Origin of the sequence: Nakamurella sp., from assembly GCF_048594475.1 — a bacterium.
Taxonomy (GTDB): Bacteria; Actinomycetota; Actinomycetes; order Mycobacteriales; family Nakamurellaceae; genus Nakamurella.
On sequence record NZ_JBMDXT010000090.1, the window covers coordinates 1 to 23,391 of the forward strand.

A 23,391-nucleotide genomic window follows, 5' to 3' on the forward strand; every position below is an offset into this window, starting at 1 on the left:
CGGGTCGATCATCGGGTGCGGCCGTCCCACGGTGAACTCGTCGTCCCCGAGGTCGACGATCGCATGGCCGAACCCGGTCGGGGCCGGGCCGGCGGGACGGTGCTCGCCCGCGCGGACGAACCCGTCGACTCCTGCCTCACCTGTCACATCCGGAGGGAGTTGATCCGCGCCGGCGTTGTTGATCCGCGCAGGGAGGGGCAGGGTGGCCGCGATGGTGCCGAGCCGGTCGGCGAGGACGATCCGCGCCTCCTGGGCCAGGGTGCCGCCGGCGTAGAGACCGCGCAGCCACCCGGCCCTGCCGCTCGGGTCCGGGACCCCGGCCCCGCCGATGGGATCCGGGACCCCGGTGGCCACCCGGCCCCAGGTCGGCCAGGCCGGCACCGGGGCGCCGACCGCGGTGAGCAGGTGCTCGGCGGCCGCGGTGATGTCCGGGCGGTCCGCGCCGATCACCAGCAGGGTGACCGGCGTGTCCAGGGTTCCGGCCAGGGCCGCCAGATCGGCGGCCACCTGCGGGTCGGCCGGCTTGGAGATGACCGCGATGTGGTCGGTGCCCGCGTCCGCGTCCAGCAGGACGAGGGCGGCGCGGGTGCTGCGGCCGGCGACCGCCGCGGACAGGTCCCGGCCGCCGACGCCGATGACGTGGGACACCGCCACTCCGGCCTCGTCCAGCAGGCAGGTCAGCTGCTGCGCCCCCGTCCCGGACGCCGCGACGAGGCCGACCCGCGGGCCGCCGGCGGCCCGCAGCACGTTGGTGAAGCCCAGCCCGACGCCGCCGAGAATCGCCGTGCCGCAATCCGGGCCCATCGCCAGCACGCCGGCGTCCGCGGCCGCCGCCTTGATCGTCACCTCGTCGGCCACCGGGACGTTGTCGGAGAAGATCATCACGTGCCGGCCCGCCTCGATCGCGTCGAGCGCCTCGCCCAGGACCGCCGGCCCGGGCACCGACAGCAACACCACCCGGGCGTCCGGGTGGTCGTGCGCCGCGGCCCGGACGGTGCGCGCGGGGGCGGCGGCGCCGGCGCCCCGGGGCGGCGGCACCCGGGCGGTGAGCCCCTGGTCGATCGCGTCCAGCCCGGGCCGCACGGCGGTCCCGTCGGCGCCGCGGACGGTGATCAGCAGATCGTTCGGCCCGGCCTCCTGCGGCGCCGAGAAGCCCAGTGCTTCAGCCAGTTCCAGGTTCAGCGGGGTGGCCATGGCCACCTGGGCGGCGGTGACCCCGGGCACCGCGGCCGCCGCCTGGGAGACCCGGAGCAGCGTGACCGAGTCGTGGTAGACCCCGCGCCGGAGGAGGACCTGCTCGGCCGGTGACGGGTCGGCGGATGTCATCGGGCCTCCGGGGCGGGTCGGCGGGCGGGGCGCCATGCGGCTGCCCCGATCATTCCCGATCCGCGGTCCGCCGCCGGGCCGCCGGTCGGGTCGGGGTGAGGACGGGAGCGGGATGGGGAAAGATCGGGGGATGAAGCCGGCCCCCTTCGTGTGGCACGGCCCCGAGGACGTCGGGGCCGCGGTGGCCCTGCTCGGCGAGTACGGCCCCGACGCCAAGGTGCTGGCCGGCGGCCAGTCGCTGGTGCCGCTGCTGGCGATGCGGCTGACCCGGCCGGCGCACCTGGTCGACATCAACCGGGTGGCCGCGCTGGACACGGTCACGGTCGACGGGAGCGGGGTGCGGATCGGGGCCCTGGCCCGGCACCGGCGGGTGGAGCGGGACGACGAGGCCTTTCGGGTTCAGCCGCTGCTGCGGCAGGCCCTGCAGTACGTGGCGCACCCGACCATCCGCAACCGTGGCACCTGTGTCGGGTCGCTCGCGCACGCCGACCCGGCCGGTGAGCTGACCGCGGTGCTGGCCCTGTGCGACGGCTCGGTCACCCTGCAATCGGCGGCCGGCACGCGCACCGTCGCCGCCGCCGACTTCTTCGTCGGCCCGCTGACCAGCGCGCTCGCCCCGGACGAGCTCGCCGTCGCCGCCCACGTACCGGCCCGGCCGGCCCGGACCGGCACCGCCTTCGTCGAGATCGCGCGCCGGCACGGTGATTACGCGCTGTGCGGGGTGGCCGCGACGGCCGAGCTGGACGCGGCCGGCGAGCTGCACCGGTTGCGGTGCGGCTACCTGTCGGTGGCCGACGTGCCGCTGGTGCTGGACCTGACCCGGGCCTGGCGGGCCGGCCCGGACGCGGCCGCGGACCTGGCGCACGACGCGGTCGACCCGGTCACCGATCTGCACGCGACCGCCGACTACCGCCGGCACCTGGCCCGGGTGCTGACCCGGCGGGCGGCCGGGCAGGCCATCGCGGCCGCGCGGGAGTGGGAGGCACCGTGACCGAGCCGCTGCACGAGATCACCCTGAGCGTCAACGGCGTCGCGCGGACGGCGCGGGCCGCCGCCCGGCGGACGCTGTCCGATTTCCTCCGGCACGACCTGGGGCTGTCCGGCACGCACGTCGGCTGCGAGCACGGGGTGTGCGGGGCGTGCACGGTCCTGCTCGACGGGGAACCGGTGCGGTCCTGCCTGATCTTCGCGATCTCGGTGGCCGGGCAGCGCGTCACCACGGTGGAGGGGCTGGCCGACGGCGAGCGGCTGAGCCCCGTCCAGCGGGCGTTCGGCGAGTGCCACGCGCTGCAGTGCGGGTTCTGCACCCCCGGGTTCCTGACCACGGTCACCGCCGGGCTGGCCGAGAATCCGGCGCCCAACCGGGCCGACGCGGTCGCCATGATCGCCGGAAACCTGTGCCGCTGCACCGGCTATCACAACATCGTGGATGCCGTCCTGCGGGCCGCCGAGCTCGGCCGGGAGGGATCCTGATGGCCACCCGGTACGTCGGACGCGGCATCCGGCGGGTCGAGGACCGGCGGCTTGTCACCGGCAACGGCCGCTACACCGACGACATCGGTGCCGGGACCGGCGCTCTCGAGGTCGCCTTCGTCCGGTCCCCGCACGCGCACGCGCGGATCCTGGACATCGACGTCGCCGGCGCGCTGGACGTCGACGGGGTCGTCGCCGTCTACACCTACGAGGACCTGGAGGGTGCGGCCGCCGAGCCGCTGCCGATCCTGATCCCGCACCCCGCCCTGCACGCCGGGCGCACCGGGTACGTGCTGGCCAACGGCGTCGTGCATCACGCCGGGGCGGCCGTGGTCATGGTCGTGGCGGAGAACCGTTACCTGGCCGAGGACGCCGCCGCGGCCATCGTCGTCGACTACGAGGTGCTCCCCGCGGTGGTCGGTCTGGACGCCGCCCGGGCCGCGACCCGCGCGGTGCACGACGACGTCCCGGACAACGTGGCCGCCCACCTGCTCCAGCAGGTCGGCGACGTCGACGCGGCGATGCGCACGGCCCCGCACCGGCTCACGCTCGACCTCGAGATCAGCCGATCCTGCTCGATGCCGTTGGAGGGCAAGGCCGTCCACGCCCGGTGGGATCCGGACGACCGCAGCCTGCGGGTGTACTCGGCGACCCAGGCGGCCACCTCGGTCCGGGCCGCGATCGCCGCCAAGCTCGGCCTGCCGCTGCCCAAGGTCGAGGTGATCGCGCCGGACGTCGGCGGCGGGTTCGGGGTCAAGATCGTGCACCCGTGGCCGGAGGAGATCCTGATCCCGCTGGCCGCCATGCGGCTGCAGCGCCCGGTGAAGTGGACCGAGGACCGGCGCGAGCACTTCGTGTCCTCGGCCCACGAGCGCGGGCAGCAGCAGCACATCGAGGTCGGCTTCGACGACACTGGGCGGATTCTCGCCCTCGACGTGCAGTTCTGGCACGACAACGGGGCCTACACGCCGTACGGCATCATCTGCCCGATCGTCACCTCCACCCAGCTGCTCGGCCCGTACAAGCCGGGGGCCTACCGGGTCGAGTTCCGCTCGCTCTACACCACCACGGTCATCGTGACCCCCTACCGCGGAGCCGGCCGGCCGCAGGGCGTGTTCGCCATGGAGCGCACGATGGACCGCATCGCGCAGACCCTCGGCCTGGACCGCACCGCCGTCCGGGCCGCGAACTTCATCCAGCCGGACGAGTTCCCGTTCGACCAGGGGCTGATCTTCCAGGACGGCCGCCCGCTGATCTACGACTCCGGCGACTACCCGACCCAGCTGGCCATGATCAAGGACCTGATCGGCTGGGACGACTTCCCGGCCCGGCAGGCCGCCGCGGCCGCGCAGGGCCGGCTGCTCGGCATCGGGATCGGGTGCTACGTCGAAGGCACCGGGCCGGGCCCGTACGAGGGCGCGCACGTGCAGGTGCTGACCGACGGCAGCGTCGAGGTGGCGATCGGGCTGACGTCGCAGGGCCAGGGCCACCAGACGGTCTTCGCCCAGATCGTCGCGGACGAGCTCGGGGTGCCGTTCGAAGAGGTCAGGGTGACCACGGGAGACACCCGCCGGTTCGGCCACGCGGTCGGCACCTTCGCCTCCCGGGCCGCGGTGATGTCCGGCTCGGCGGTCGCGCTGGCCGCCCGGGCGGTCCGGGCCAAGGCCCTCCGGGTCGCCGCGGACGCGCTCGAGGCCAGCGAGGCCGACCTGGAGATCGTCGACGGGGTCGTCGCCGTCCGGGGCAACCCCACGGCGTCCATCGGCCTCGGCTCGGTGGCCGTGCTGTCCAACCCGCTGCGGTACGCCTTCGACGAGGCCGCCAAGGCCGCCACCCAGTTCGCCCGGCCGGCCGACCCGGACCGCCCGCCGGTCGCTGAAGGCGAGGCCCCGGGCCTGGAGTCGCGCGACTACTACTCCCCGCCCCGCTGCACGTTCGCCTCCGGCATGCACGCCGCGATCGTCGAGATCGACCCGGACACCAGCGAGATCCGTATCGAGAAGTACTGCGTGATCCACGACTGCGGCACTCTGATCAACCCGATGATCGTGCGCGGGCAGGTGCACGGCGGCGTCGCGCAGGGGATCGGCGGCGCGCTCTACGAGACGCTCGACTACGACGAGCACGGCCAGCTGCGCAACGCGTCCTTCATGGACTTCCTGATGCCGTACGTCACCGAGCTGCCGGACACGATCGAGCTGGACCACCAGGAGACGCCGTCCCCGCTGAACCCGCTGGGCATCAAGGGGGCCGGGGAGGCCGGCGTCATCCCGGTGTCGGCGGTGCTGGCCGCGGCGGTCGAGAACGCCACCGGCCTGCGGATCACCCGGATGCCGCTGAGCCCCAGCGAGCTGTTCCACCTGCGTCGGGAGGGCGACACCGCATGAAGGTGACCGGCAGTTCCGTCCTGCATGCCCCGCCGGACCGGGTGTGGCAGGCGATCACCGACCCCGACGTGCTGGCCGGTGTCATCCCCGGATGCGAGGGACTGGTGCCGCTGGCCCCGGACCGGTTCCGGCTGACGGTCACGCTCGGCGTCGCGTCCATCAAGGGGTCCTACACCGGCGAGGTCGCGTTCGCCGACCTGCGGCGGCCGGGCTCGCTCACGCTGCGGGCCAGCGGCGCCGGGGCGCCGGGGACCATCGACACCACCGTCGCGGTGGTGCTGACCGATCTCGGGGCGGCGACCCGTGTGGACTACGACGCCGACGCGGTCGTCGGTGGGATGGTCGGGGGCGTCGGGCAGCGCGTGCTCGGAGCCGTCGCCACCCGCACCGCGGCCGCGTTCTTCGCCGCCATCGACGGCACCCTGACCGGCCCCGCCGGGCCGGCCGCGGAGGCCGGGCCGGCCGGGGCCGTGCCGCCCCCGCGTCTCGCACCCGCCGGCACCGGTCCCGCGGCCGCGCCGGCCCCCGTCACGCCGGCTTCGCTCGGCCGGTCCCCCGCACCGGCCGAGCCGGCCCGCGCCCCGTGGGACCTGGTCGCGGCGGCCGCGCTCGGGGCCCTGTCGATGCTCGTCGGGGTGCTGGTGGGCGTCCGCATCGGCCGCCGACGCTGACCCGCACCGACCCGTCAGCACCGGCCCGTCAGCACCGGGATGGGCAGCAGGTCGCGGTCGAGGGGGTGGGGGTCGAGCGGGACGGGCCCGGCGGTCAGCGCAGGCGCTCGACCGGGAACTCGGTGGGCGGAGCCGCGACCAGATCCTGGGCCGGAACGAGCGCGATCTCCCGGGAGCCGGCGGTGTGGGTGGCGGCCAGGATGCCGTAGACCGACGAGGCGACCCGGGCCAGAGCGGGGCCGACGCCGTCGGCCAGGTGGGCCAGGAACAGGGCGGCGGTGACGTCACCGGCCCCGTTCACCGACAGCGGCAGCTCCGGGGTGCGGACCAGGTAGGCGCCGGAATCGTCGACCGCGACCATGCCGATCTGGTCGTCGTCGACCACGGACCCCTTCACCGAGGTGACCAGCACGGTGCGCGGCCCCATGGCCCGGACGGTGTCGATCGCCGCGAGCAGCTCCTCCGGGCCGTCGATCCGGCTCGGGTCGACTTTGCCCGGGTCGCCGCCGAACGCCAGGTAGGAGAGCTCGAACGCGTTGGGCGTCAACACGTCCGCGACCGGGACCACCCGCTCCCGGATCAGCTCCGGCACCCCGGGCAGGACGAACATGCCCCGGCCGACGTCGCCCATCACCGGGTCGGCGCAGTAGACGGCGGCGGGGTTGAGCGTGCGGATCCGGGCGACGGTGTCGAGCACGATCGCGGCCACCCCGGGTGACCCCTGGTAGCCGGTCAGCACCGCGTCCACCGTGGCCAGGGCGTCCCGGTCGGCGACCCCCTCGATCACCTCACCGATCACCGCCGGATCCATGACCGTCCCCCGCCAGGCCCCGTACCCGGTGTGGTTCGAGAAGTGCACGGTGTTCACCGCGATCACCTCGTGACCCAGGCGCTGCAGCGGGAAGACGGCGGCCGAGTTGCCGACGTGGCCGTAGGCCACCGACGACTGGATGGACAGGATGCGCATGACACGCAGCCTGACACGAACTGCCAGCCCAATCGAATCTTCGATGCGAAGATAGGGCCCTTCGACTCTGCCGTCGGGGTCACCCGTCCGCGCACGCTGGGGTCGCCATCGCCGGTGCCGGAAGAGGGATGCCAGTCGTGCGTGCCCTGATCGTCCACGAATCGCTCTGCCCCGCCGCCGGAGAGGTGGTGGCCGCGATCGCCGCCGGCCTGACCGCCCGCGGGGCCGCCGTCAGCACGCTGGCCACGACCGCGGCCCGCCCGGACGTCGGCGAACCGGTCGATCTGCTGATCGTCGCCGCCCCGGCCAACCCGCTGCCCAGCCAGCCGGCGCCGTTCATCCCGACGGTCGGTCTTCCAGTGGCCGGCGGGGTCCGGGAATGGATCGAGCGCATCGACCTGCCACACGGTCAGCCGGCGGCGACGTTCGACGTCCGGGCCCCGATCGGATCGCCGGAACCGGGCGGCCCGGGTCCGGCTGCCGGTGCGCGGCCGTCCGGGATGCCCGGGTCGCCGGCCCGGGCCGCGGCCCACCGGCTGCGCGAGCGCGGGGCGACGATCGTGGGCACCCGATCGTTCACCGGCCCGGGGCCGGGCGGCCGGCTGGACGAGGCCGAACGCGGGCACGTGCGGGACTGGATCGCCGGCCTGGTCGTCGAGGCCGCGATCCACCGGGTCGGCTGACCGGCCACCGTCAGGTCACGATCCGGCCGCAATTTTGCGCGGCAAACTTTCATCCGTCGCCAAGTGGGTACTGCCAGGTCATAGTCCCGACTGCGGGTCCGGCGACGGATCCCACCGAAAGGAAGTGACGGCCGTGGTTCTCGCGATCGTGCTCATCGTCCTGGCCATCCTGCTCGGCCTGGGCGGCCTGCTGTTCACCGCGCTCAAGTGGCTGTTGATCGTGGCCGCGGTGCTGCTCGTCGCCGGTCTGGTGGCCGGCTTCATCGGCCGCGGCAAGGCCCGCTCCATCAGGTAGCCGGCGCCCCTCAGGAGACCTTTGGTTGGCCGAGCGTGCGAGGCCACGGTCGGGCACTGATGGGGTGTCCGGGCGGGAGTGCGGCGACGGAGGAGCCGGATTCCCTCAGGACACCTCAAGCTCGACGACCGCCGACCGGGCGTCGAGCACCACCTTGCGCGCCGCGGTGGACAGGGTGTCCGGGGCCAAAGCCGTGACGACGTACCGGCCCGGGGTCGGCAGCGGTCGGCACCAGCTGCCGTCCGGACCGGTGGTCAGCGACTCGACGAAGGCGCCGGTGGCCTCGCTGATGGAGATCAGGGCGCCGGGCACCCCCGTGCCGGCCCGGCACACCCGGCCGGACAGCGTCAGCTGGTCGGTCAGGGTGATCTCCGGCAGCGGGCCCTGCCCGCCGACCGTCATCACCCGCGCCTGGGGCGCCCATCCCTGCGCGTTGGCCAGCACCAGATAGCGGTCCGGACCGGGCAGCGCGATCGAGTACCGGCCGTCGTGGTCGGCGCGGCTCCAGTCGACGGGATCACCGGTCGTGGTCATCACGGTCACCACCGCCGGATAGGGCGCCGGGCCGTCCGCCCGGCGGATCCGACCGTGCACCACCACCTCCCGGCTGTTCCCGGACCGCACCGCGCCGCCGTGGGTGTCGGGACCGACGCGCACCTGCGGGTGGGCCGTCACGGCCGGGATGAACCTGGCCACCGCGCACGCCACCAGCGCCGCCCCGGCGGCCATCCAGAAGACGTACTCGAACGCCTGGAACGATGGTGCGGTCAGCGGGCCGGCCGGCGTGACGACGGTGATGGTGACCGCACCGAGGATGGCCGCCACCGCCGCGCTCGAGGTGGAGGTGCCGATCGCCCGGAGCAGCGTGTTCAGACCGTTCGCGCTGGCCGTCTCGGTGATCGGGACCGAGGCCATGATGAGCGTCGGCATGGCCGCGTAGGCGATGGCGGTGCCGATGCTGACCAGCGTCGACCCGACGACCACGGCGGCGAGGTTGCCCGACAGGAACACCCGGGCCACGTACGCGGCCGCCATCACCAGGCCGCCGGTGATCAGGGTCGGCCGGCCGCCGAACCGGTTGATCAGCGCCCCGGAGACCGGCGCGAAGACCACCATGGCCAGGCCCGACGGCACCATCAGCAGCCCCGCGGTGATCACCGGGAGCCCGAAGCCGTACCCGGTGGCCGCCGGGATCTGCAGTTCCTGGGTGGTCAGCAGCAGGTTGGCGAACATGGCGAAGCCCAGCAGCACGGAGGCGACGTTGGTCAGCAGCACCGGCCGGCGGCCGGACGTGCGCAGGTCGACCAGGGGCTGGCCGACCCGCAGTTCCCACGGCACCCAGGCGGCCAGCGCCGCCACCGCGACCAGCACCAGGCCGATCACCGGCTGGCCGGTCCAGCCCCAGGCCGTGCCCTTGGAGACGACCAGCAGCAGCCCGGTGAGCGCGACCGAGAGCAGGACCGCTCCGACGTAGTCGAAGGAACCGCCGGTGCGCACCCGCGACTCCGGCACGATCAGCATGATGGCGACCAGCAGCAGGACGCCGACGATCGCGGACAGCCAGAAGTTGGCGTGCCAGCCCAGGTTCTCGGACACCACGCCGGCCAACGGCAGGCCGAGCGCGCCACCGATGCCCAGCGTGGCGCTCATCAGCGCCACCGCCGAGCTGACCCGCTCCCGGGGCAGCTCGTCGCGCATGATGCTGATCCCGATCGGGATCAGGGCCGCCGCGAACCCTTGGAACGCGCGACCGACGATCACCAGGGTGAACGTGGCCGACACCGCGGCGATCACCGAGCCGACCGTCATGGCCAGCATGCACACCAGCATCATCAGCCGCTTGCCCAGCATGTCGGCCAGCCGCGACATCACCGGCGTGGCCACGGCGCTGGTCAGCAGGGTGGCGGTGACCAGCCAGGCGGCGTCGTCGGCGCTGACGCCCAGGATCGCCGGGAACTCCGGGAGCAGCGGGACGACCATCGTCTGCTGCAGCGCCACCGCCGTGCCGCACAGGGCCAGCACGGCGACGATGGCCCCGGTCCGCCGTCGTTGCGGTACCGGACCGCTCGCCGGATCGGTCACCTGGTCCACCTCCCGGGTCGTCGTCGGCTCGGCGACCACGAGCGGCACGTCGCGCCGTCGTGGTCGTGGTCGTGGTCGTGGTCGTTACTCAGGCTCATCACAGCATCCCCGGCCGCGATCCGACGAGGGCCCGTGGCGATCGACCGCCTGCGCGCCGGCCGGGCCGGTGCCAGACTGGCCCGTGTGCGGCTCGAACCCGAAGATGTGCTCGCCCCGGCCGACGAGGCGACGGCCACCCATCCGGCCCTGGTCCTGCCCCCGGCCCAGTTGGCCGGCCGGATCCAGCACACGCTGATCGGACAGGCCATCACCGACCGGCAGGTCCGTGAGCACGTGACCCAGACGCTCGAGCACGGCTTCGACGCGGCGATCGTGCCGCCCTGCTGGGTGCCGGTCGCCCGTCGCGAACTGCGCGGCACGGTGGCCCGGATCGGCTCGATCGTGAACTACCCGCACGGCAGCGGGCTGACCCCGGTCCGGGTGGCCGAGGTCCGGGCCCTCGTCGACGCCGGGGTCGACGAGCTCGACGCGACCGTCAACGTCGGGTTCCTGCTCTCCGGCCGGGTGACCGAGTTCGTCGAGGACCTGGCGGCGGTGGTGGCCGCGGCCGCGCCGATCGGGGTGAAGCTGATGCTCGAACTCCCGCTGCTGGACGCCCGGCAGCGCGAGCGCGCGGTCGCCGCGGCGGTGGACGCCGGCGCCGCCTTCGTCGCGGTCGCCTCCCGCTTCTCCGTCGGTGTGGCCGACCCGGCCGGGGTCGGTTACCTGCGCCGGTCGGTGCCGCCGTCGGTCGGGGTCAAGGCCAACGGCGGGATCCGGACCATCGAACAGGTCAGGGCCCTGCTGGCGGCCGGCGCCGACCTGATCGGCACGTCGGCCGGCATCGCGATCGTCACCGGTCGCGGCAACGCGCGCGAGCCCGGGTACTCGTATTAGCTACACGGGACCGCCCGGCGCGAGCACCAGCAGGAGATCACCGATGCCCACCACCGACACGCTCAATCGCGAGACGACGCTGTGCATCTCGCTCGCCGCCCGGCCGAGCAATCTGGGCACCCGGTTCCACAACTTCCTGTACGACCGGCTCGGGCTCGACTACGTCTACAAAGCCTTCGCGCCCACCGACATCACGGCCGCGGTGACCGGCATCCGCGGCCTGGGCATCCGCGGGGCGGCCGTGTCCATGCCGTACAAGGAGGCGTGCATCCCGCTGCTGGACGAGCTCGACCCGTCGGCCGCGGTGATCGAGTCGGTGAACACCATCGTCAACACCGACGGCCGGCTGGTCGGCTACAACACCGATTACACCGCGGTGGCCACCGCGCTGCGCCGGCACGGGGTGGCGCCGGGCACCGGGTTCCTGCTCCGCGGCAGCGGCGGCATGGGCAAGGCGGTGGTGGCGGCCCTGCGCGACCACGGCCTGACCGACGGGACGATCGTCGCCCGCAACGAGCGCACCGGTCGGGCGCTCGCGCAGCAGTACGGCTTCGGCTGGGCGCCCGAGACGGGCGACTCCACCGCCCCGCTGCTGGTCAACGTGACCCCGATCGGCATGGCCGGCGGACCGCAGGCCGACGAGCTGTCGTTCGACCGGTCGGCGGTGGCCGCGGCCGAGATCGTCTTCGACGTCGTCGCCTTCCCGTCCCGCACCCCGTTGATCGCGGCCGCCGAGGAGCTGGGCCGGCGGACGATCACCGGGGCCGAGATCGTCGCCGCGCAGGCCGCCGAACAGTTCGCGCTCTACACCGGGATCCGGCCCGACGACGAGCTGGTGCGCCAGGCCTCGGAGTTCTCCCGGGCCGGGTGATCGCCGGGCGCCGGCGACCGGTGAACGCGACCCGGTGGCCGGATCACGGCAAAGTTCAGCCATTCGTGGACGTGCCCCGCCGGGGGGACCCGGCCGTGACCGCGGGCCAACCGGCGGGCCGGGTCGATGACGATCCGACCTGCGGGTTGACCTCGACGCGACAACCCACACCGCCGGATGGTGGAATCGCTCCCATCCACCGTTCGGGTGGCCCCGGCGACCGGTTCACCGCCGTTCACTTCGGGCCGCCGATGACGGAGCGACTTCGTTGGGACACTTACCAAACTGTGACCTTCGTGTTGATTGACACGGCATGTCGGCCTGAATAGTTTGTGTGACCACCGTACTAGCGCAGGTATCCCGGAGCGGGACGCGTGCGATTCGGCTCACCGCCGGTGCGGTTCATCTGCGTAGACCCGACGGCCGGCCGGCCGCCGGACCTCACTGGAGAGGAACGTTCATGCGCCTGAAGTCCACTGCGATCGTCGGGATGGTGGCGGCCGGTGCGCTGCTGCTGGCCGCCTGCGGGTCGAGCTCGAGCTCGTCCGGGACCACCTCGGCGGCCGCCTCGAGCAGTGCAGCGGCGAGCTCGGCGGCCTCCGGGTCCGCCGGCGCCGGCGGCGGGGCCGTCAGCGGCAAGGTCGGCGTGATCCTGCCCGACACCAAGTCGTCCGCCCGGTGGGAGACCCAGGACCGCCCCGCCCTCGAGAAGGCTTTCCAGGAAGCGGGTGTCGAGTTCGACATCCAGAACGCCAACGGTGACAAGGCGGCCATGGCCACCATCGCCGACCAGATGATCGCCAACGGCGTGACCGTCCTCGCGATCGTCAACCTGGACAACGAGTCCGGTGCCGCGATCGAGAAGAAGGCGGCCAGCCAGGGCGTCCAGACCATCGACTACGACCGCCTGACGCTGGGCGGCGGCGCCGACTACTACGTCTCGTTCGACAACACCGAGGTCGGCAAGCTGCAGGGCACCGGCCTGGCCAAGTGCCTGGGCAGCGGCGACAAGAAGATCGTCTACCTGAACGGCTCGCCCTCGGACTCGAACGCCACCGCGTTCTCGCAGGGTGCGCACTCGGTCCTGGACCCGATGACCAACTACACCGTGGTCGCCGAGCAGGCCGTTCCGGACTGGGACAACCAGCAGGCCGGCACGATCTACGAGCAGATGTACACCGCGCAGAGCGGCAACATCGACGGCGTCCTGGCCGCCAACGACGGCCTGGGCAACGCGGTCATCGCGATCAACAAGAAGAACTCCAAGGTCATCCCGGTGACCGGGCAGGACGCCACCGTCCAGGGCCTGCAGAACATCCTGGCCGGCGACCAGTGCATGACCGTCTTCAAGGACACCAACAAGGAGGCCGCGGCGCTGGCCAAGGTCGCCATCGCGCTGGCCAAGGGCGAGACCCCGCAGACCACCGGCACGGTCAAGGACACCCAGGCCGGCCGTGACGTGGCCGCGATCCTGGAGACCCCGGAGGCGATCTACAAGGAGAACGTGAAGGACGTCGTCACCGCCGGCGGCACCACCGCCGCCGAGCTGTGCACCGGCGCCTACGCCGCCACCTGCACCGAACTGGGCATCAGCTGACGCCCTGACCAGCGACCGGGCCCGGACGACACGCCGTCGTCCGGGCCCGGAGCGCAGCCGGGGGGGAAGCACGCGGCAGGCCGGGTCAGTCCTGCCGCCCACCCGTGTCCATGTCGGATCAAAGGAGCGACCGATGACAGATCCCTCTCCGGGGTCCCCACTCCTCGAACTGCGGGGAGTCAACAAGAGTTTCGGTGCCGTGCAGGTGTTGCACGGTGTCGACCTGAAGATCTACCCCGGCCAGGTCACCGCCCTCGTCGGTGACAACGGCGCCGGCAAGTCGACTCTGGTCAAGTGCGTCGCCGGCATCCACGGGATCGACAGCGGCGACTACATCTTCGAGGGCCAGCCGGTCCACGTGTCCAACCCGCGCGACGCCGCGGCGCTGGGCATCGAGATCGTCTACCAGGACCTCGCGCTGTGCGACAACCTCGACATCGTGCAGAACATGTTCCTGGGCCGGGAACCCAAGGCCGGCCTGGTGCTCGACGAGGCGCAGATGGAGATCAAGGCCCGCGACACGCTGGCCTCGCTGTCGGTCCGCACGGTCGCCTCGGTGCGGCAGCTGGTCTCGAGCCTGTCCGGCGGCCAGCGGCAGACGGTGGCCATCGCCAAGTCGGTGCTCTGGAACTCCAAGGTCGTCATGCTCGACGAGCCGACCGCCGCCCTGGGCGTCGCCCAGACGCGGCAGGTGCTCGACCTGGTCCGCCGGCTCGCCGACAACGGCCTGGGCGTGTTGCTGATCAGCCACAACATGAACGACGTCAAGGAGGTCAGCGACCGCATCTGCGCGCTGTACCTCGGCCGGGTGGCCGCCGACGTCGCGGCCAAGGACGTGAGCACCGGACAGATCGTGGAACTCATCACCAGCGGGCGGTCCGGGGACATCGGGCTGTCCAAGGCAGTGGCGGAGAAATCGGCATGAGCGAGCGTCAGCGAGCGAACGGGCAGCACACGAATGTCGGTGCCGGCCTCGGAATGACCGAGCCGGCGAGGAATTCCGAGGTGGCATCGGCATGAGCGAGCGTCAGCGAGCGAATCATCGGCACAGCGGCGAAGCCCGCTGGAGGGGCGCGGAGCCCGCGAGCGCCCCGAGGAGGGCTGCGGCATGACGACTGAGAAGCCCCCGAGCCTGACCAAGAAGGTCGACGACGTCGAGGCGCGGGCGATGTTCGCCGCGGACGCGGCGGGCCCGGTCTCGCTCGGCCAGTACTGGCAGGGTTACCTGAACAAGCTGCGGGCCGGTGACGTCGGCTCGCTGCCGGCCATCCTCGGCCTGGTCGTGCTGCTGATCGTCTTCACGATCGCCTCGCCGGGCACGTTCCTGTCGACCTTCAACCTGGCCAACCTGCTGACCCAGGCCGGCTCGATCTGCGTGCTCGCCATGGGCATCGGCTTCGTGCTGCTGCTCGGCCACATCGACCTGTCCGCCGGCGTGATCGGCGGCGTGGGCGCGGGCGTGATGGCCGAGATGCTGCTCAAGGGCCTGCCCTGGTACGCGACGGTGTTGATCGCGCTGGCGGTCGGCGTCGTGATGGGCATCTTCACCGGCGTCCTGGTCTCGGCGGTCGGCATCCCGTCCTTCGTCGTGACGCTGGCGACGTTCCTGGCCTACCAGGGTGTTCTGCTCTGGATCATCGGCACCGGCGGCACCGTCCCGATCAACAACGACGTCATCTTCGCCATCTCCAACGGCAACATGCCGGTGACGCTCGGCTGGATCGTGGTGATCGCGTCGATCGCGGCCTACGCCGGCATCAACCTGATCGTCTACCAGCGCCGCCGGGCGGCGAACCTGGTCACGCCGCCGCTGCAGGTGATCCTGCTGCGCATCGCGCTGATCGCCGTCCTGCTGCTCGGGGCGACGTTCCTGCTGTCGCAGAACCGTTCCAAGGGTGCCATCGTGCTCGAGGGCATCCCCTGGATCGCCCCGATCGTCGGTGTGCTGCTGGTCTTCTGGACGTTCGTGCAGAACCGCACCGCGTTCGGCCGGCACGTCTACGCGGTCGGCGGGAACGCCGAGGCAGCCCGCCGGGCCGGTATCCGGGTCGGCAACATCACCATCGCCTGCTTCGTCATCAGCTCGGCGATGGCGGTCGCCTCCGGCATCATCGCGGCGTCCCGGCTCAGCTCGGTGACGCCGGACGCCGGTGCCGGCAACACCCTGCTGTACGCCGTCGCGGCGGCCGTCATCGGCGGCACCTCGCTGTTCGGCGGCAAGGGCAAGGCCCGGGACGCGATCATCGGTGGTCTGGTCATCGCCGTCATCGACAACGGGCTGGGCCTGCTGGGTCTGCAGGCGTACATCAAGTACATCGTGACCGGCCTGGTGCTCCTGCTGGCCGCCAGCGTCGACGCGATCAGCCGCCGCCGCCGGGCCGGCGCCGGTCGCTGAGTCACCCGCGACCTGCCCCGGACGAGATGTCCGGGGCAGGTTGGCGACCCTCCGACCGAGCCGGAAGCGTTGTGCCCCAACGGTTCCGGACCGGCCGTCGCCCGCTCTCCGCTCCTCCCGGCGCCCGCCGGCTCCCACCCGTCCCCGCCCGTCCCCGCCCGTTCCCGTCCCCGCTCGTCGAAGGGTTGGTCAGTGCCGATCGCCGTTCGATCCAGTGCCGGATCGACCCCTGCCGATCAGGCCACCGTCCGGCGCCTCAACCTGTCCCTCCTGCTGAACAACCTGGCCGCGGGCGGCGCCCGGTCCCGGGCCCGGCTGGCCGACGACACCGGCCTGACCAAGGCCACCGGGTCCAGCCTGGTCGCCGAGCTGATCGAGCGGGGCCTGGTGCTGGAAGGACCGGTCGAGCGCAACGGTCTGGGCCGGCCCGGCCGGGTGGTCGAGCTCGATCCCGGCGGCGTGCGCTTCCTGGGGATCGAGCTGCAGGTCGACTACATCACCGGCATGGTCCTCGACCTGCGCGGCACCGTGCTGGCCCGGCAGCGGATCGGCCGGTCGATCGCCGAACTGGGCCCGGCCCGGGCGCTGGGCGAGGTGGCCGACGTCGCCCGCGCGCTGGTCGCCGAGGCCGGCAGCCGCGTGGACCAGGTGCAGAGCCTGCACCTGGCCATCCCGGGCCTGATCGACGCCGACGCCGGCATGCTCGCCATGGCCCCCAACCTGCACTGGCGGGACGTCGACATCGTCCACACGCTGATGGGCCGGCTGCAGTGGAACGACGCCCGGATCGGTGTCGACAACGACGCCAACATGGGGGCGATCGCCCACCACGCGGTGGGGGAGGCGTCCCGGTCGCGGAACCTGCTCTACCTGGCCGGCGCGGTCGGGGTGGGCGCCGGCATGATCGTCGACGGCCGGATCGTCCGGGGCGCCGCCGGTTTCGCCGGCGAGGTCGGGCACATCGCGGTCGGGTCGCCGGACCGGTTGTGCGGCTGCGGCCAGCGCGGCTGCTGGGAGACCGCGGTCAGCCTGTCGGCGTTGCTGGACGCGCTGGCCGAGCCGGGCGACACACCGTCGACCCACCCGTCCGACCTCGGGGCCCGGCTGGGGCAGATCAACCGGCGCGCCGCGGCCGGGGACCGTCGGGTCCTGGCCGTGATCGAGGAACAGGCCCACTGGCTGGGCATCGGGATGTCGGTGCTGAACAACATCCTCAACCCCGACACCTTCGTGCTCGGTGGACATTTCTCCGTGCTGCGCGAGTACTACCGCGAGCCGGTGCTGGCCGAGCTTCGGTCCCGCCTGCTGGCCGGCTCGGTCAGCCGGGTCGAGTTCTCCGAGCTGCAGTTCGAGGCGGCCTCGCTGGGGGCCGCGCACGCGGGCATCGCCCAGCTCATCGACGACCCGACGCTGGCCCGGATCCGCCCGGCCGGATGACGCGAGGCCGGCCGGAGCGCCGGGCGGTGCTCAGGGTCCGGCGTCGGGCGGGGGCTCCCCGGTCGGGATGATGATCACCTCGGGCACCTGGTCGTGCAGCACCTCGGCGGCGTGCGCGGGCAACTGGTCGTCGGTCAGCAGGGTGGTGACCGCGCGCAGCGGCGCGAACTGGGCGAGACCGACCACGCCCCACTTGGTGTGGTCGGCCAGCACCACGACCCGGCGAGCCGATTCGACCTGCGCCCGGTTGGTCTCGGCCTCCAGCAGGTTCGGGGTGGTCAGTCCGGCCCGCTCGTCGATGCCGTGCACCCCCATGATCGCCATGTCCACGTGCAGCGACCGGATCGCCTGCACCGCAACCGGTCCGACCAGGCCGTCGGACGGGGTGCGCAGGCCGCCGGTCAGCACCACGGTCAGGTCCGGACGCTGCCGGGCGTGCAGCACCTCCGCGACCTTGAGCGAGTTGGTCACCACGGTCAGGTTCGCGATGTCGCCCAGGTGCCGCGCCAGCGTCCAGGTCGTCGACCCGGCGGTGATCGCGATCGCCATCCCCGGCCGGATCAGCTCGGCCGCGCGGGCGGCGATCGCCTCCTTCTCGGGCACCTCGCGCAGGCTGGTGACCTCGAAACCCGGTTCGACGGCCGACGCGGTCTCCATGGCGGTCGCCCCGCCGTGCACCTTGGACAGCAGGCCCTTGCGGTCCAGGGCCTCCAGGTCGCGGCGGACCGTCATGTCCGAGACGCCGAGCAGCGCGGTCAGATGGGCGACGCGGGCACCGCCGGTCCGGCGGACCTCCTCCAGGATCCTGGCCTGGCGCATCGCGGCGAGCACGACAGTCAACGTACCGAATCGAACGTGGCGATGTTGGTACCTGTTCGATGAATCTCGTCTCATGCGTGCGCCGGCGACCGCCGTGACAAGATCGAGCGATGCTGGACAGCAGTGATCCCGCTCCGGTCCGGGCGGCCGACATCGACGCCGCGGCCCGGCGGCTGCACGGCATCGCGACGGTCACGCCGCTGGAGGAATGCGTCCGGCTCAGCCAGGAGGCCGGGGTCACCGTGCTGCTCAAGCGCGAGGTCCTGCAGGTGGTCCGCTCGTACAAGCTGCGCGGCGCCTACAACTTGATGGCCCAGCTGTCTCCGGCCGAGCGGGCGGCGGGGGTGGTGTGCGCGAGCGCCGGCAACCACGCCCAGGGCGTGGCCTTCGCCTGCCGGGTCCTGGACATCAAGGGCCGCATCTACCTGCCCAACACCACCCCGCGGCAGAAGCGTGACCGGATCCTGTCGCACGGCGCCGGCACCGTCGAACTGGTGATGACCGGCGACACGTTCGACGACGCCGCCGCGGCCGCGGCCCGGCATGCCGATCAGACCGGGGCGGTGCCGGTCGCGCCGTTCGACGACGCCCGCACCATCGCCGGCCAGGGCACGGTGGTCCGGGAACTGCTGCAGCAGCTCGGCCGCATCCCGGACGTCATCGTCGTCCCGGTCGGCGGCGGCGGCCTGCTCTCCGGCGTGCTGACCTACCTGCGGGAACGGGCGCCCCAGGTCCGGGTGGTCGGGGCCGAGCCGGCCGGCGCCGCGTCGATGCGGGCCGCGCTGGACGCGGGCCGGCCGGTCGCGCTCGACGGCCTCGACCCCTTCGTCGACGGGGCCGCGGTGCGGCGGATCGGAGATCTGACGTACCGGATCGTCGCCGCCCGGCCGGTCGAGCTCGTCGCGGTGGACGAAGGGGCGATCTGCACCGAGATGCTCGGCCTCTACCAGAACGAGGGCATCGTCGCCGAGCCGGCCGGCGCGCTGGCCGCCGCCGCGGTGCGCGGGCTCGACCTGGCTCCGGGCGCCACCGTGGTGGTGATCGTTTCCGGCGGCAACAACGACGTCTCCCGCTACGGCGAGATTCTCGAACGCTCCCTGGTGCATCTGGGACTCAAGCACTACTTCCTGGTCAACTTCCCGCAGGAGCCGGGCGCGCTGCGCCGCTTCCTGGACGAGGTGCTCGGGCCCGACGACGACATCACGCTGTTCGAGTACGTCAAGCGCAACAACCGGGAGACCGGACCGGCTCTCGTCGGCATCGAGCTGGGCACCGCGGACGGCCTGGCCTCGTTGCTCGACCGGATGGCGGCCGCCTCGATGGAGGTCGAGCGGATCCTGCCCGGCTCCGCCGCCTACCGGTACCTGACCTGAGCCGCGACGACGGAAGGCGATGGCCGACAGCATGATCCGCATCGGGATCGACACCGGGGGCACCTTCACCGACGTGGTCGCCGTGGTCACCGATGCCGGCGGTGGCCCGCCCCGCCGGATCAGCACCAAGACCCCGTCGACCCCGGCCGATCCCTCGATCGCCTTCCTGCGGGGCGTGACCCTGGCCCTGGAACGGCTCGGCGCCGGCCCGGCCGACGTGGAATCGGTCCGGCACGGCACCACCGTGGCCACCAACCACCTGCTCCAGGGCGCGGTGAGCTCGATCGGGCTGATCACCACCGAGGGGTACGAATCGATTCTGGAGATCGCCCGGCAGTCGGTGCCCGACGGGTACGGCAACTCCTACTTCTGGGTCAAGCCGCCGCGGATCGTGCCGGCCGACCTGGTCCGCACGGTCGGCGGCCGGCTGGACCCCGGCGGCCGCGAGATCCGGCCGTTCGACGATGATTCCGCCGTGGCCGCGGTCCGCTTCCTGCGCGAGCGGGGGGTGGCCGCGATCGGGGTCTGCCTCCTGCACTCCTACGCCGACGACGCGCACGAGCGCGCGCTGGAGCGGATCGTCCGCCGCGAGTACCCGCAGGCGGTGCTGTCGCTGTCCTCCCGGGTGCTGCCGGAGTACCGGGAGTACGAACGGGCGATGACCACGCTGGTCGACGCGGCGGTGAAACCGGCCGTCGCGCAGTACGTGTCGACCATCCAGCGGCGGCTGGACGAGCTCGACCCGGGCCGGCGGCTGCCGTTCTCCATCATGCGGTCCAACGGCGGGGTGCTGTCGGCGGCCGAGGTGGTCGAGCAGCCCATCAGCACGGTGCTCTCCGGTCCGGCCGCCGGCGTCCTCGGCGCCGCCGAGATCGCGGCACGGGCCGGCTGCGACTCGGTGGTCACCTGTGACGGCGGCGGCACCTCCACCGACGTCGCCGTGGTGCGGGCCGGCCGGGCGTCGGTGACCACCGACGCCGCGGTGGGCTCCTTCCCGGTCCGGGTGCCGATGGTCGACGTGGTCACGGTCGGCGCCGGCGGCGGCTCGATCGCCTGGGCCTCCCCGGAGGGCACCCTCAAGGTGGGTCCCCGCTCCGCCGGGGCCGATCCCGGGCCCGCCTGCTACGGCCGGGGCGGCACCGAGCCGACCGTCACCGACGCCGCGCTGCTGCTCGGCCGCATCCCGCCGCACCTGCTCGGCGGCGGCGTGCCCCTGGACGCCGGCGCGGCCCGATCGGCGATCGGGCGGGTGGCCGGCGATCTCGGGCTCGACCCCGAGACGTGCGCCGGCGGGATCCTGGAGATCTTCGCCTGGAATCAGGCGAATGCGTTGCGGCGCATCACCACCGGCCGCGGATTGGACGTGCGGGACTTCCCGCTGGTCACCTTCGGAGGGTCCGGTTCGTTGCTGGCCTGCCGGCTGCTGGACCTGCTCGGCGCGCCGGCCGTGCTGGTGCCGCCGGACCCGGGGAACGTCTCCGCCTACGGGTTGCTCACCGTCGACGTCCGCTGCGACGACGTACGCACCTGGGTGGCCCGGGACGACGACCTCGATCTGCCCGCCCTGGCCGGTGCCTTCGACGCGCTGGCCGCCACCACGCGGGAGTCGTTGCGCCGGGAGGGATTCGGCAACGGCGCCGGGCGGGTGCAGCGGGTGGCCGACCTGCGCTACCTGGGCCAGGCGTACGAGGTCGGCCTGGATTGCCCGGACGGCGCGGTCACCCGGGACTGGGCGGACGCGGTGGTGCGCGGGTTCCACGACGCGCACCGCGCCCGGTACGGCTACGACTTCCGCGGCCGGCCGGATCAACCGGTCGAGTGGGTCAACCTGCGCACCGCCGGCACCGGCCCGGTCCAGCGCCCGCCCATCCCCGAGATCGACGACGGCACCGGGGAGATCGAGCCGCTCGGGCGCCGCCGGGTCCGGTTCGACGGCTGGGTCGAGGCCGTCGTGGTCGACCGCTCGAGCCTGGGCGCCGGTGACGTCGTCGACGGGCCGGCCGTCGTCCAGGAGTTCGGCTCGACGGTGCCGGTGCACCCCGGCTACCGGGCGCGGGTCGACCGGTTCGCCAATCTGCTGCTGGAGCGGGCGTGATGACCGAGCCGATGTCCGACCCGACCCCGGACCCCATCCTGGTCGAGATCGTCGCCGGCACCCTGGCGTCCGTCGAGTCCGAGGTCGAGACGGCGATCGGCCGCACCGCCCGGTCGCCGATGATCCGGGACGCCCACGACTTCCGGGTCGGCATCCACGACGTGCGGATGCGCAAGCTCACCGGGCGCTCGTACTCGGCGCTGGTGCAACCGGTCGTCCGCGACTACCCGATCGCCACGATGCGGCCCGGTGACGTGTTCTTCCACAACGACGTCTACCTGTCCGAGGGCGGCATCGGGCACCTGCCCGACCTGTGCGTCACCGTCCCGGTGTTCCATGACGGCGCCGTCGTCGCGTTCGTCCAGGCGTTCGGCCACCACGACGACATCGGCGGCACGGTCCCCGGTTCCATGCCCTCGCGCGCCACCAGCGTGTTCGAGGAGGGGCTGATGGTGCCGCCGATCCGGCTGTGGGCGGCCGGGGTGCCGAACGAGGCGGCGTTGAAGATCATGACCCGGAACTCGCGGATGCCCGAATCGCTGTCGGCCGACCTGGACGCCGAGTGCAGCGCCTGCCTGATGGGCGCACGGCGCATCGCCGACCTGTTCGACCGTTACGGCCGGACGGACGTCGAGGCGGCCTTCGAGTCGATCCTGGCGGCGACCACGCAGGCGTACCGCACCGAACTGCTGGCCAGGATCCCGGACGGCGAGTACGTCTGGGAGGACTACGCCGAGCACGACGGCGTCGACCCGCCCCGGCTGCACGCCCAGCGGATCACGCTGACCAAGCTCTCCGCCGGCGACGGTGTCACCGACGCGCGCATCGTGCTCGACTTCACCGGCACGTCGCCGCAGGCCCGCGGGCCGATCAACCACTGCGCCGACTACAGCGACGGCGTGTTCCTGGCCAAGTGGCTGGCCCCGGTGCTGCGGAACCTGGCCGGCGACCCGGCGCGGATGGCCGAGCTGAACGCCAACGAGGGGGTCGTCCCGCTCATCGAGATGCGCTTCCCGCCCAAGGGCACGCTGCTCACCCCCGTCTTCCCGGCCCCGACCAACGCACGGACGTTCGTCATCCTGCGGCTGCTCGGCGTGCTGGCCGGGGTGCTGGCCAAGGCGACCGGCGGCCGGATGCCGGCCGACCAGGAGACGATCCGGTACACCGGCGTCTACGGCACCGACCCGGCCGGCCGCTCCTACCTGATGCGGGAGGTGCTCGGCGGCGGGTCCGGCGGCCGGCCCTACGCCGACGGCGAGGACACCGTGCACGTCGTCCCGGACTCGCGGAACCTGCCCACCGAGTTCTCCGAGGCGCGCTTCCCGTTCGTGGTGGAGCGGCTGGGCCTGGCCCTGGATTCCGGCGGTCCCGGCCGCTATCGCGGCGGGCTGGGGTACGACAAGCACATCCGGATGCTGGTCGACGCCCACTTCATGTCGATCGCCGACCGGTCGATCCTGTCCTGCTGGGGGGTGGCGGGCGGCCGCGCCGGCCGGCCGTTCGAGGTCGTCATCGATCCCGGCGGGCCCCACGAGCGGGTGGTGGACGCGCTGGCCGACGCCGAGCCGGTCCGGGCCGGGGAGGTCATCCGCATCCGCACGACCGGGGGCGGCGGGTGGGGCGATCCGCTGACCCGACCGGTCGCCGAGGTGGTGCGGGACGTCCGGTGGCGCAAGGTGTCGATCGAGGGGGCCCGCCGGGATTACGGCGTGGTGCTCACCGGGTCGGCCGACGACCCCGTCGTGGACGAGGCGGCGACCGCCGCGGAGCGGGCGCTCCGGTCGGCGGCGGAATCCGCGCGCGGCGGGCCGGACGCGCCCATGTTCGATCGAGGTCCCGGCTACGCGCGGCTGGCCGGTGGCCGGGCCTTCGCGGAGGTCGACCGGCCCTGACCCCGGGAGCCGGGCGGGGCGCCGGCCGGTGCCGGGAGGGACAGGTGCAGCGGGCTCCGGCGGACCGGCCGGGACCCGGAGGGAGCAGCCCG

General features: G+C 73.1%; 18 protein-coding genes and 1 pseudogene. 15 read left to right on the forward strand and 4 right to left on the reverse strand.

Annotation, left to right across the window (positions count from 1 at the left end):
• Positions 1-1,326 (reverse strand): annotated as a pseudogene (locus ACOJUF_RS04665) (hypothetical protein); the annotation flags it as partial.
• A 130-nt stretch (positions 1,327-1,456) separates the two neighbouring features.
• On the opposite strand from ACOJUF_RS04665, the gene ACOJUF_RS04670 reads away from it, so the two are divergent.
• From ACOJUF_RS04670 to ACOJUF_RS04685, 4 genes are read left to right on the forward strand one after another with little or no spacing between them, the layout of a single operon-like run.
• The gene (locus ACOJUF_RS04670; RefSeq protein ID WP_420120700.1) at positions 1,457-2,317 is read left to right on the forward strand and encodes an FAD binding domain-containing protein; all 861 of its coding nucleotides are present in this window, start codon (positions 1,457-1,459) and stop codon (positions 2,315-2,317) included.
• Positions 2,314-2,799, forward strand: coding sequence for a (2Fe-2S)-binding protein (locus ACOJUF_RS04675; RefSeq protein WP_420120701.1), 486 nt, complete (start codon positions 2,314-2,316; stop codon positions 2,797-2,799). The genes ACOJUF_RS04670 and ACOJUF_RS04675 overlap by 4 nt, the downstream gene beginning before the upstream one ends.
• Complete coding sequence (cutA, locus tag ACOJUF_RS04680) at positions 2,799-5,186, forward strand: aerobic carbon-monoxide dehydrogenase large subunit (RefSeq protein ID WP_420120702.1); 2,388 nt, start codon at positions 2,799-2,801, stop codon at positions 5,184-5,186. The genes ACOJUF_RS04675 and cutA overlap by 1 nt, the downstream gene beginning before the upstream one ends.
• Positions 5,183-5,857, forward strand: a complete 675-nt coding sequence (locus ACOJUF_RS04685) for an SRPBCC family protein (protein ID WP_420120703.1) — start codon at positions 5,183-5,185, stop codon at positions 5,855-5,857. The genes cutA and ACOJUF_RS04685 overlap by 4 nt, the downstream gene beginning before the upstream one ends.
• A 94-nt stretch (positions 5,858-5,951) precedes the next feature.
• On the opposite strand, the gene pdxY is transcribed toward ACOJUF_RS04685, so the two are convergent.
• Entirely contained in the window at positions 5,952-6,824 is an 873-nt protein-coding gene (gene pdxY / locus ACOJUF_RS04690) for a pyridoxal kinase PdxY (protein WP_420120704.1), read from the reverse strand.
• Positions 6,825-6,961: 137 nt separating this feature from the next.
• On the opposite strand from pdxY, the gene ACOJUF_RS04695 reads away from it, so the two are divergent.
• Both ACOJUF_RS04695 and ACOJUF_RS04700 read left to right on the forward strand, forming a co-directional pair.
• Positions 6,962-7,507 carry a hypothetical protein gene (locus ACOJUF_RS04695; protein ID WP_420120705.1) on the forward strand — a complete coding sequence of 182 codons (546 nt, stop codon included), beginning with the start codon at positions 6,962-6,964 and terminating at the stop codon, positions 7,505-7,507.
• Between the two features lie 133 nt (positions 7,508-7,640).
• Positions 7,641-7,802: a hypothetical protein gene (locus tag ACOJUF_RS04700; RefSeq protein WP_420120706.1), complete on the forward strand. Its 162-nt coding sequence runs from the start codon at positions 7,641-7,643 to the stop codon at positions 7,800-7,802.
• Positions 7,803-7,907: 105 nt separating this feature from the next.
• Here the strand turns inward: ACOJUF_RS04700 and ACOJUF_RS04705 are convergent, their stop codons facing one another.
• On the reverse strand, positions 7,908-9,884 hold the full coding sequence (locus ACOJUF_RS04705) for an MFS transporter (RefSeq protein WP_420120721.1): 1,977 nt from the start codon (positions 9,882-9,884) through the stop codon (positions 7,908-7,910).
• Positions 9,885-10,016: 132 nt separating this feature from the next.
• Between ACOJUF_RS04705 and deoC the strand changes: the two genes are divergently transcribed.
• From deoC to ACOJUF_RS04735, 6 genes are all read left to right on the forward strand, one after another.
• A complete protein-coding gene (gene deoC / locus ACOJUF_RS04710) occupies positions 10,017-10,820 on the forward strand; it encodes a deoxyribose-phosphate aldolase (RefSeq protein ID WP_420120707.1) in 804 nt (267 codons plus the stop codon).
• A gap of 43 nt (positions 10,821-10,863) precedes the next feature.
• Positions 10,864-11,691, forward strand: coding sequence for a shikimate 5-dehydrogenase (locus ACOJUF_RS04715; RefSeq protein WP_420120708.1), 828 nt, complete (start codon positions 10,864-10,866; stop codon positions 11,689-11,691).
• Between the two features lie 460 nt (positions 11,692-12,151).
• Positions 12,152-13,288 carry a sugar ABC transporter substrate-binding protein gene (locus ACOJUF_RS04720; protein WP_420120709.1) on the forward strand — a complete coding sequence of 379 codons (1,137 nt, stop codon included), beginning with the start codon at positions 12,152-12,154 and terminating at the stop codon, positions 13,286-13,288.
• Positions 13,289-13,421: 133 nt separating this feature from the next.
• A complete protein-coding gene (locus tag ACOJUF_RS04725; RefSeq protein ID WP_420120710.1) occupies positions 13,422-14,213 on the forward strand; it encodes an ATP-binding cassette domain-containing protein in 792 nt (263 codons plus the stop codon).
• A 183-nt stretch (positions 14,214-14,396) separates the two neighbouring features.
• Positions 14,397-15,683, forward strand: a complete 1,287-nt coding sequence (locus tag ACOJUF_RS04730) for a sugar ABC transporter permease (RefSeq protein ID WP_420120711.1) — start codon at positions 14,397-14,399, stop codon at positions 15,681-15,683.
• Positions 15,684-15,875: 192 nt separating this feature from the next.
• Positions 15,876-17,120 carry an ROK family protein gene (locus ACOJUF_RS04735; RefSeq protein ID WP_420120712.1) on the forward strand — a complete coding sequence of 415 codons (1,245 nt, stop codon included), beginning with the start codon at positions 15,876-15,878 and terminating at the stop codon, positions 17,118-17,120.
• A gap of 30 nt (positions 17,121-17,150) precedes the next feature.
• Here the strand turns inward: ACOJUF_RS04735 and ACOJUF_RS04740 are convergent, their stop codons facing one another.
• The gene (locus ACOJUF_RS04740) at positions 17,151-17,951 is read right to left on the reverse strand and encodes a DeoR/GlpR family DNA-binding transcription regulator (protein WP_420120722.1); all 801 of its coding nucleotides are present in this window, start codon (positions 17,949-17,951) and stop codon (positions 17,151-17,153) included.
• 98 nt (positions 17,952-18,049) lie between these two features.
• Between ACOJUF_RS04740 and ilvA the strand changes: the two genes are divergently transcribed.
• Genes ilvA through ACOJUF_RS04755 form a run of 3 tightly spaced genes read left to right on the forward strand, consistent with a single transcriptional unit; the run spans position 18,050 to position 23,299 of the window.
• Positions 18,050-19,312, forward strand: coding sequence for a threonine ammonia-lyase IlvA (ilvA, locus tag ACOJUF_RS04745; RefSeq protein WP_420120713.1), 1,263 nt, complete (start codon positions 18,050-18,052; stop codon positions 19,310-19,312).
• A gap of 19 nt (positions 19,313-19,331) precedes the next feature.
• Positions 19,332-21,407 (forward strand): hydantoinase/oxoprolinase family protein, encoded by a 2,076-nt coding sequence (locus ACOJUF_RS04750; RefSeq protein ID WP_420120714.1) that lies wholly within the window; start codon positions 19,332-19,334, stop codon positions 21,405-21,407.
• On the forward strand, positions 21,407-23,299 hold the full coding sequence (locus ACOJUF_RS04755) for a hydantoinase B/oxoprolinase family protein (protein ID WP_420120715.1): 1,893 nt from the start codon (positions 21,407-21,409) through the stop codon (positions 23,297-23,299). Before ACOJUF_RS04750 ends, ACOJUF_RS04755 begins: the two co-directional genes overlap by 1 nt.
• Positions 23,300-23,391 lie beyond the last annotated feature (92 nt).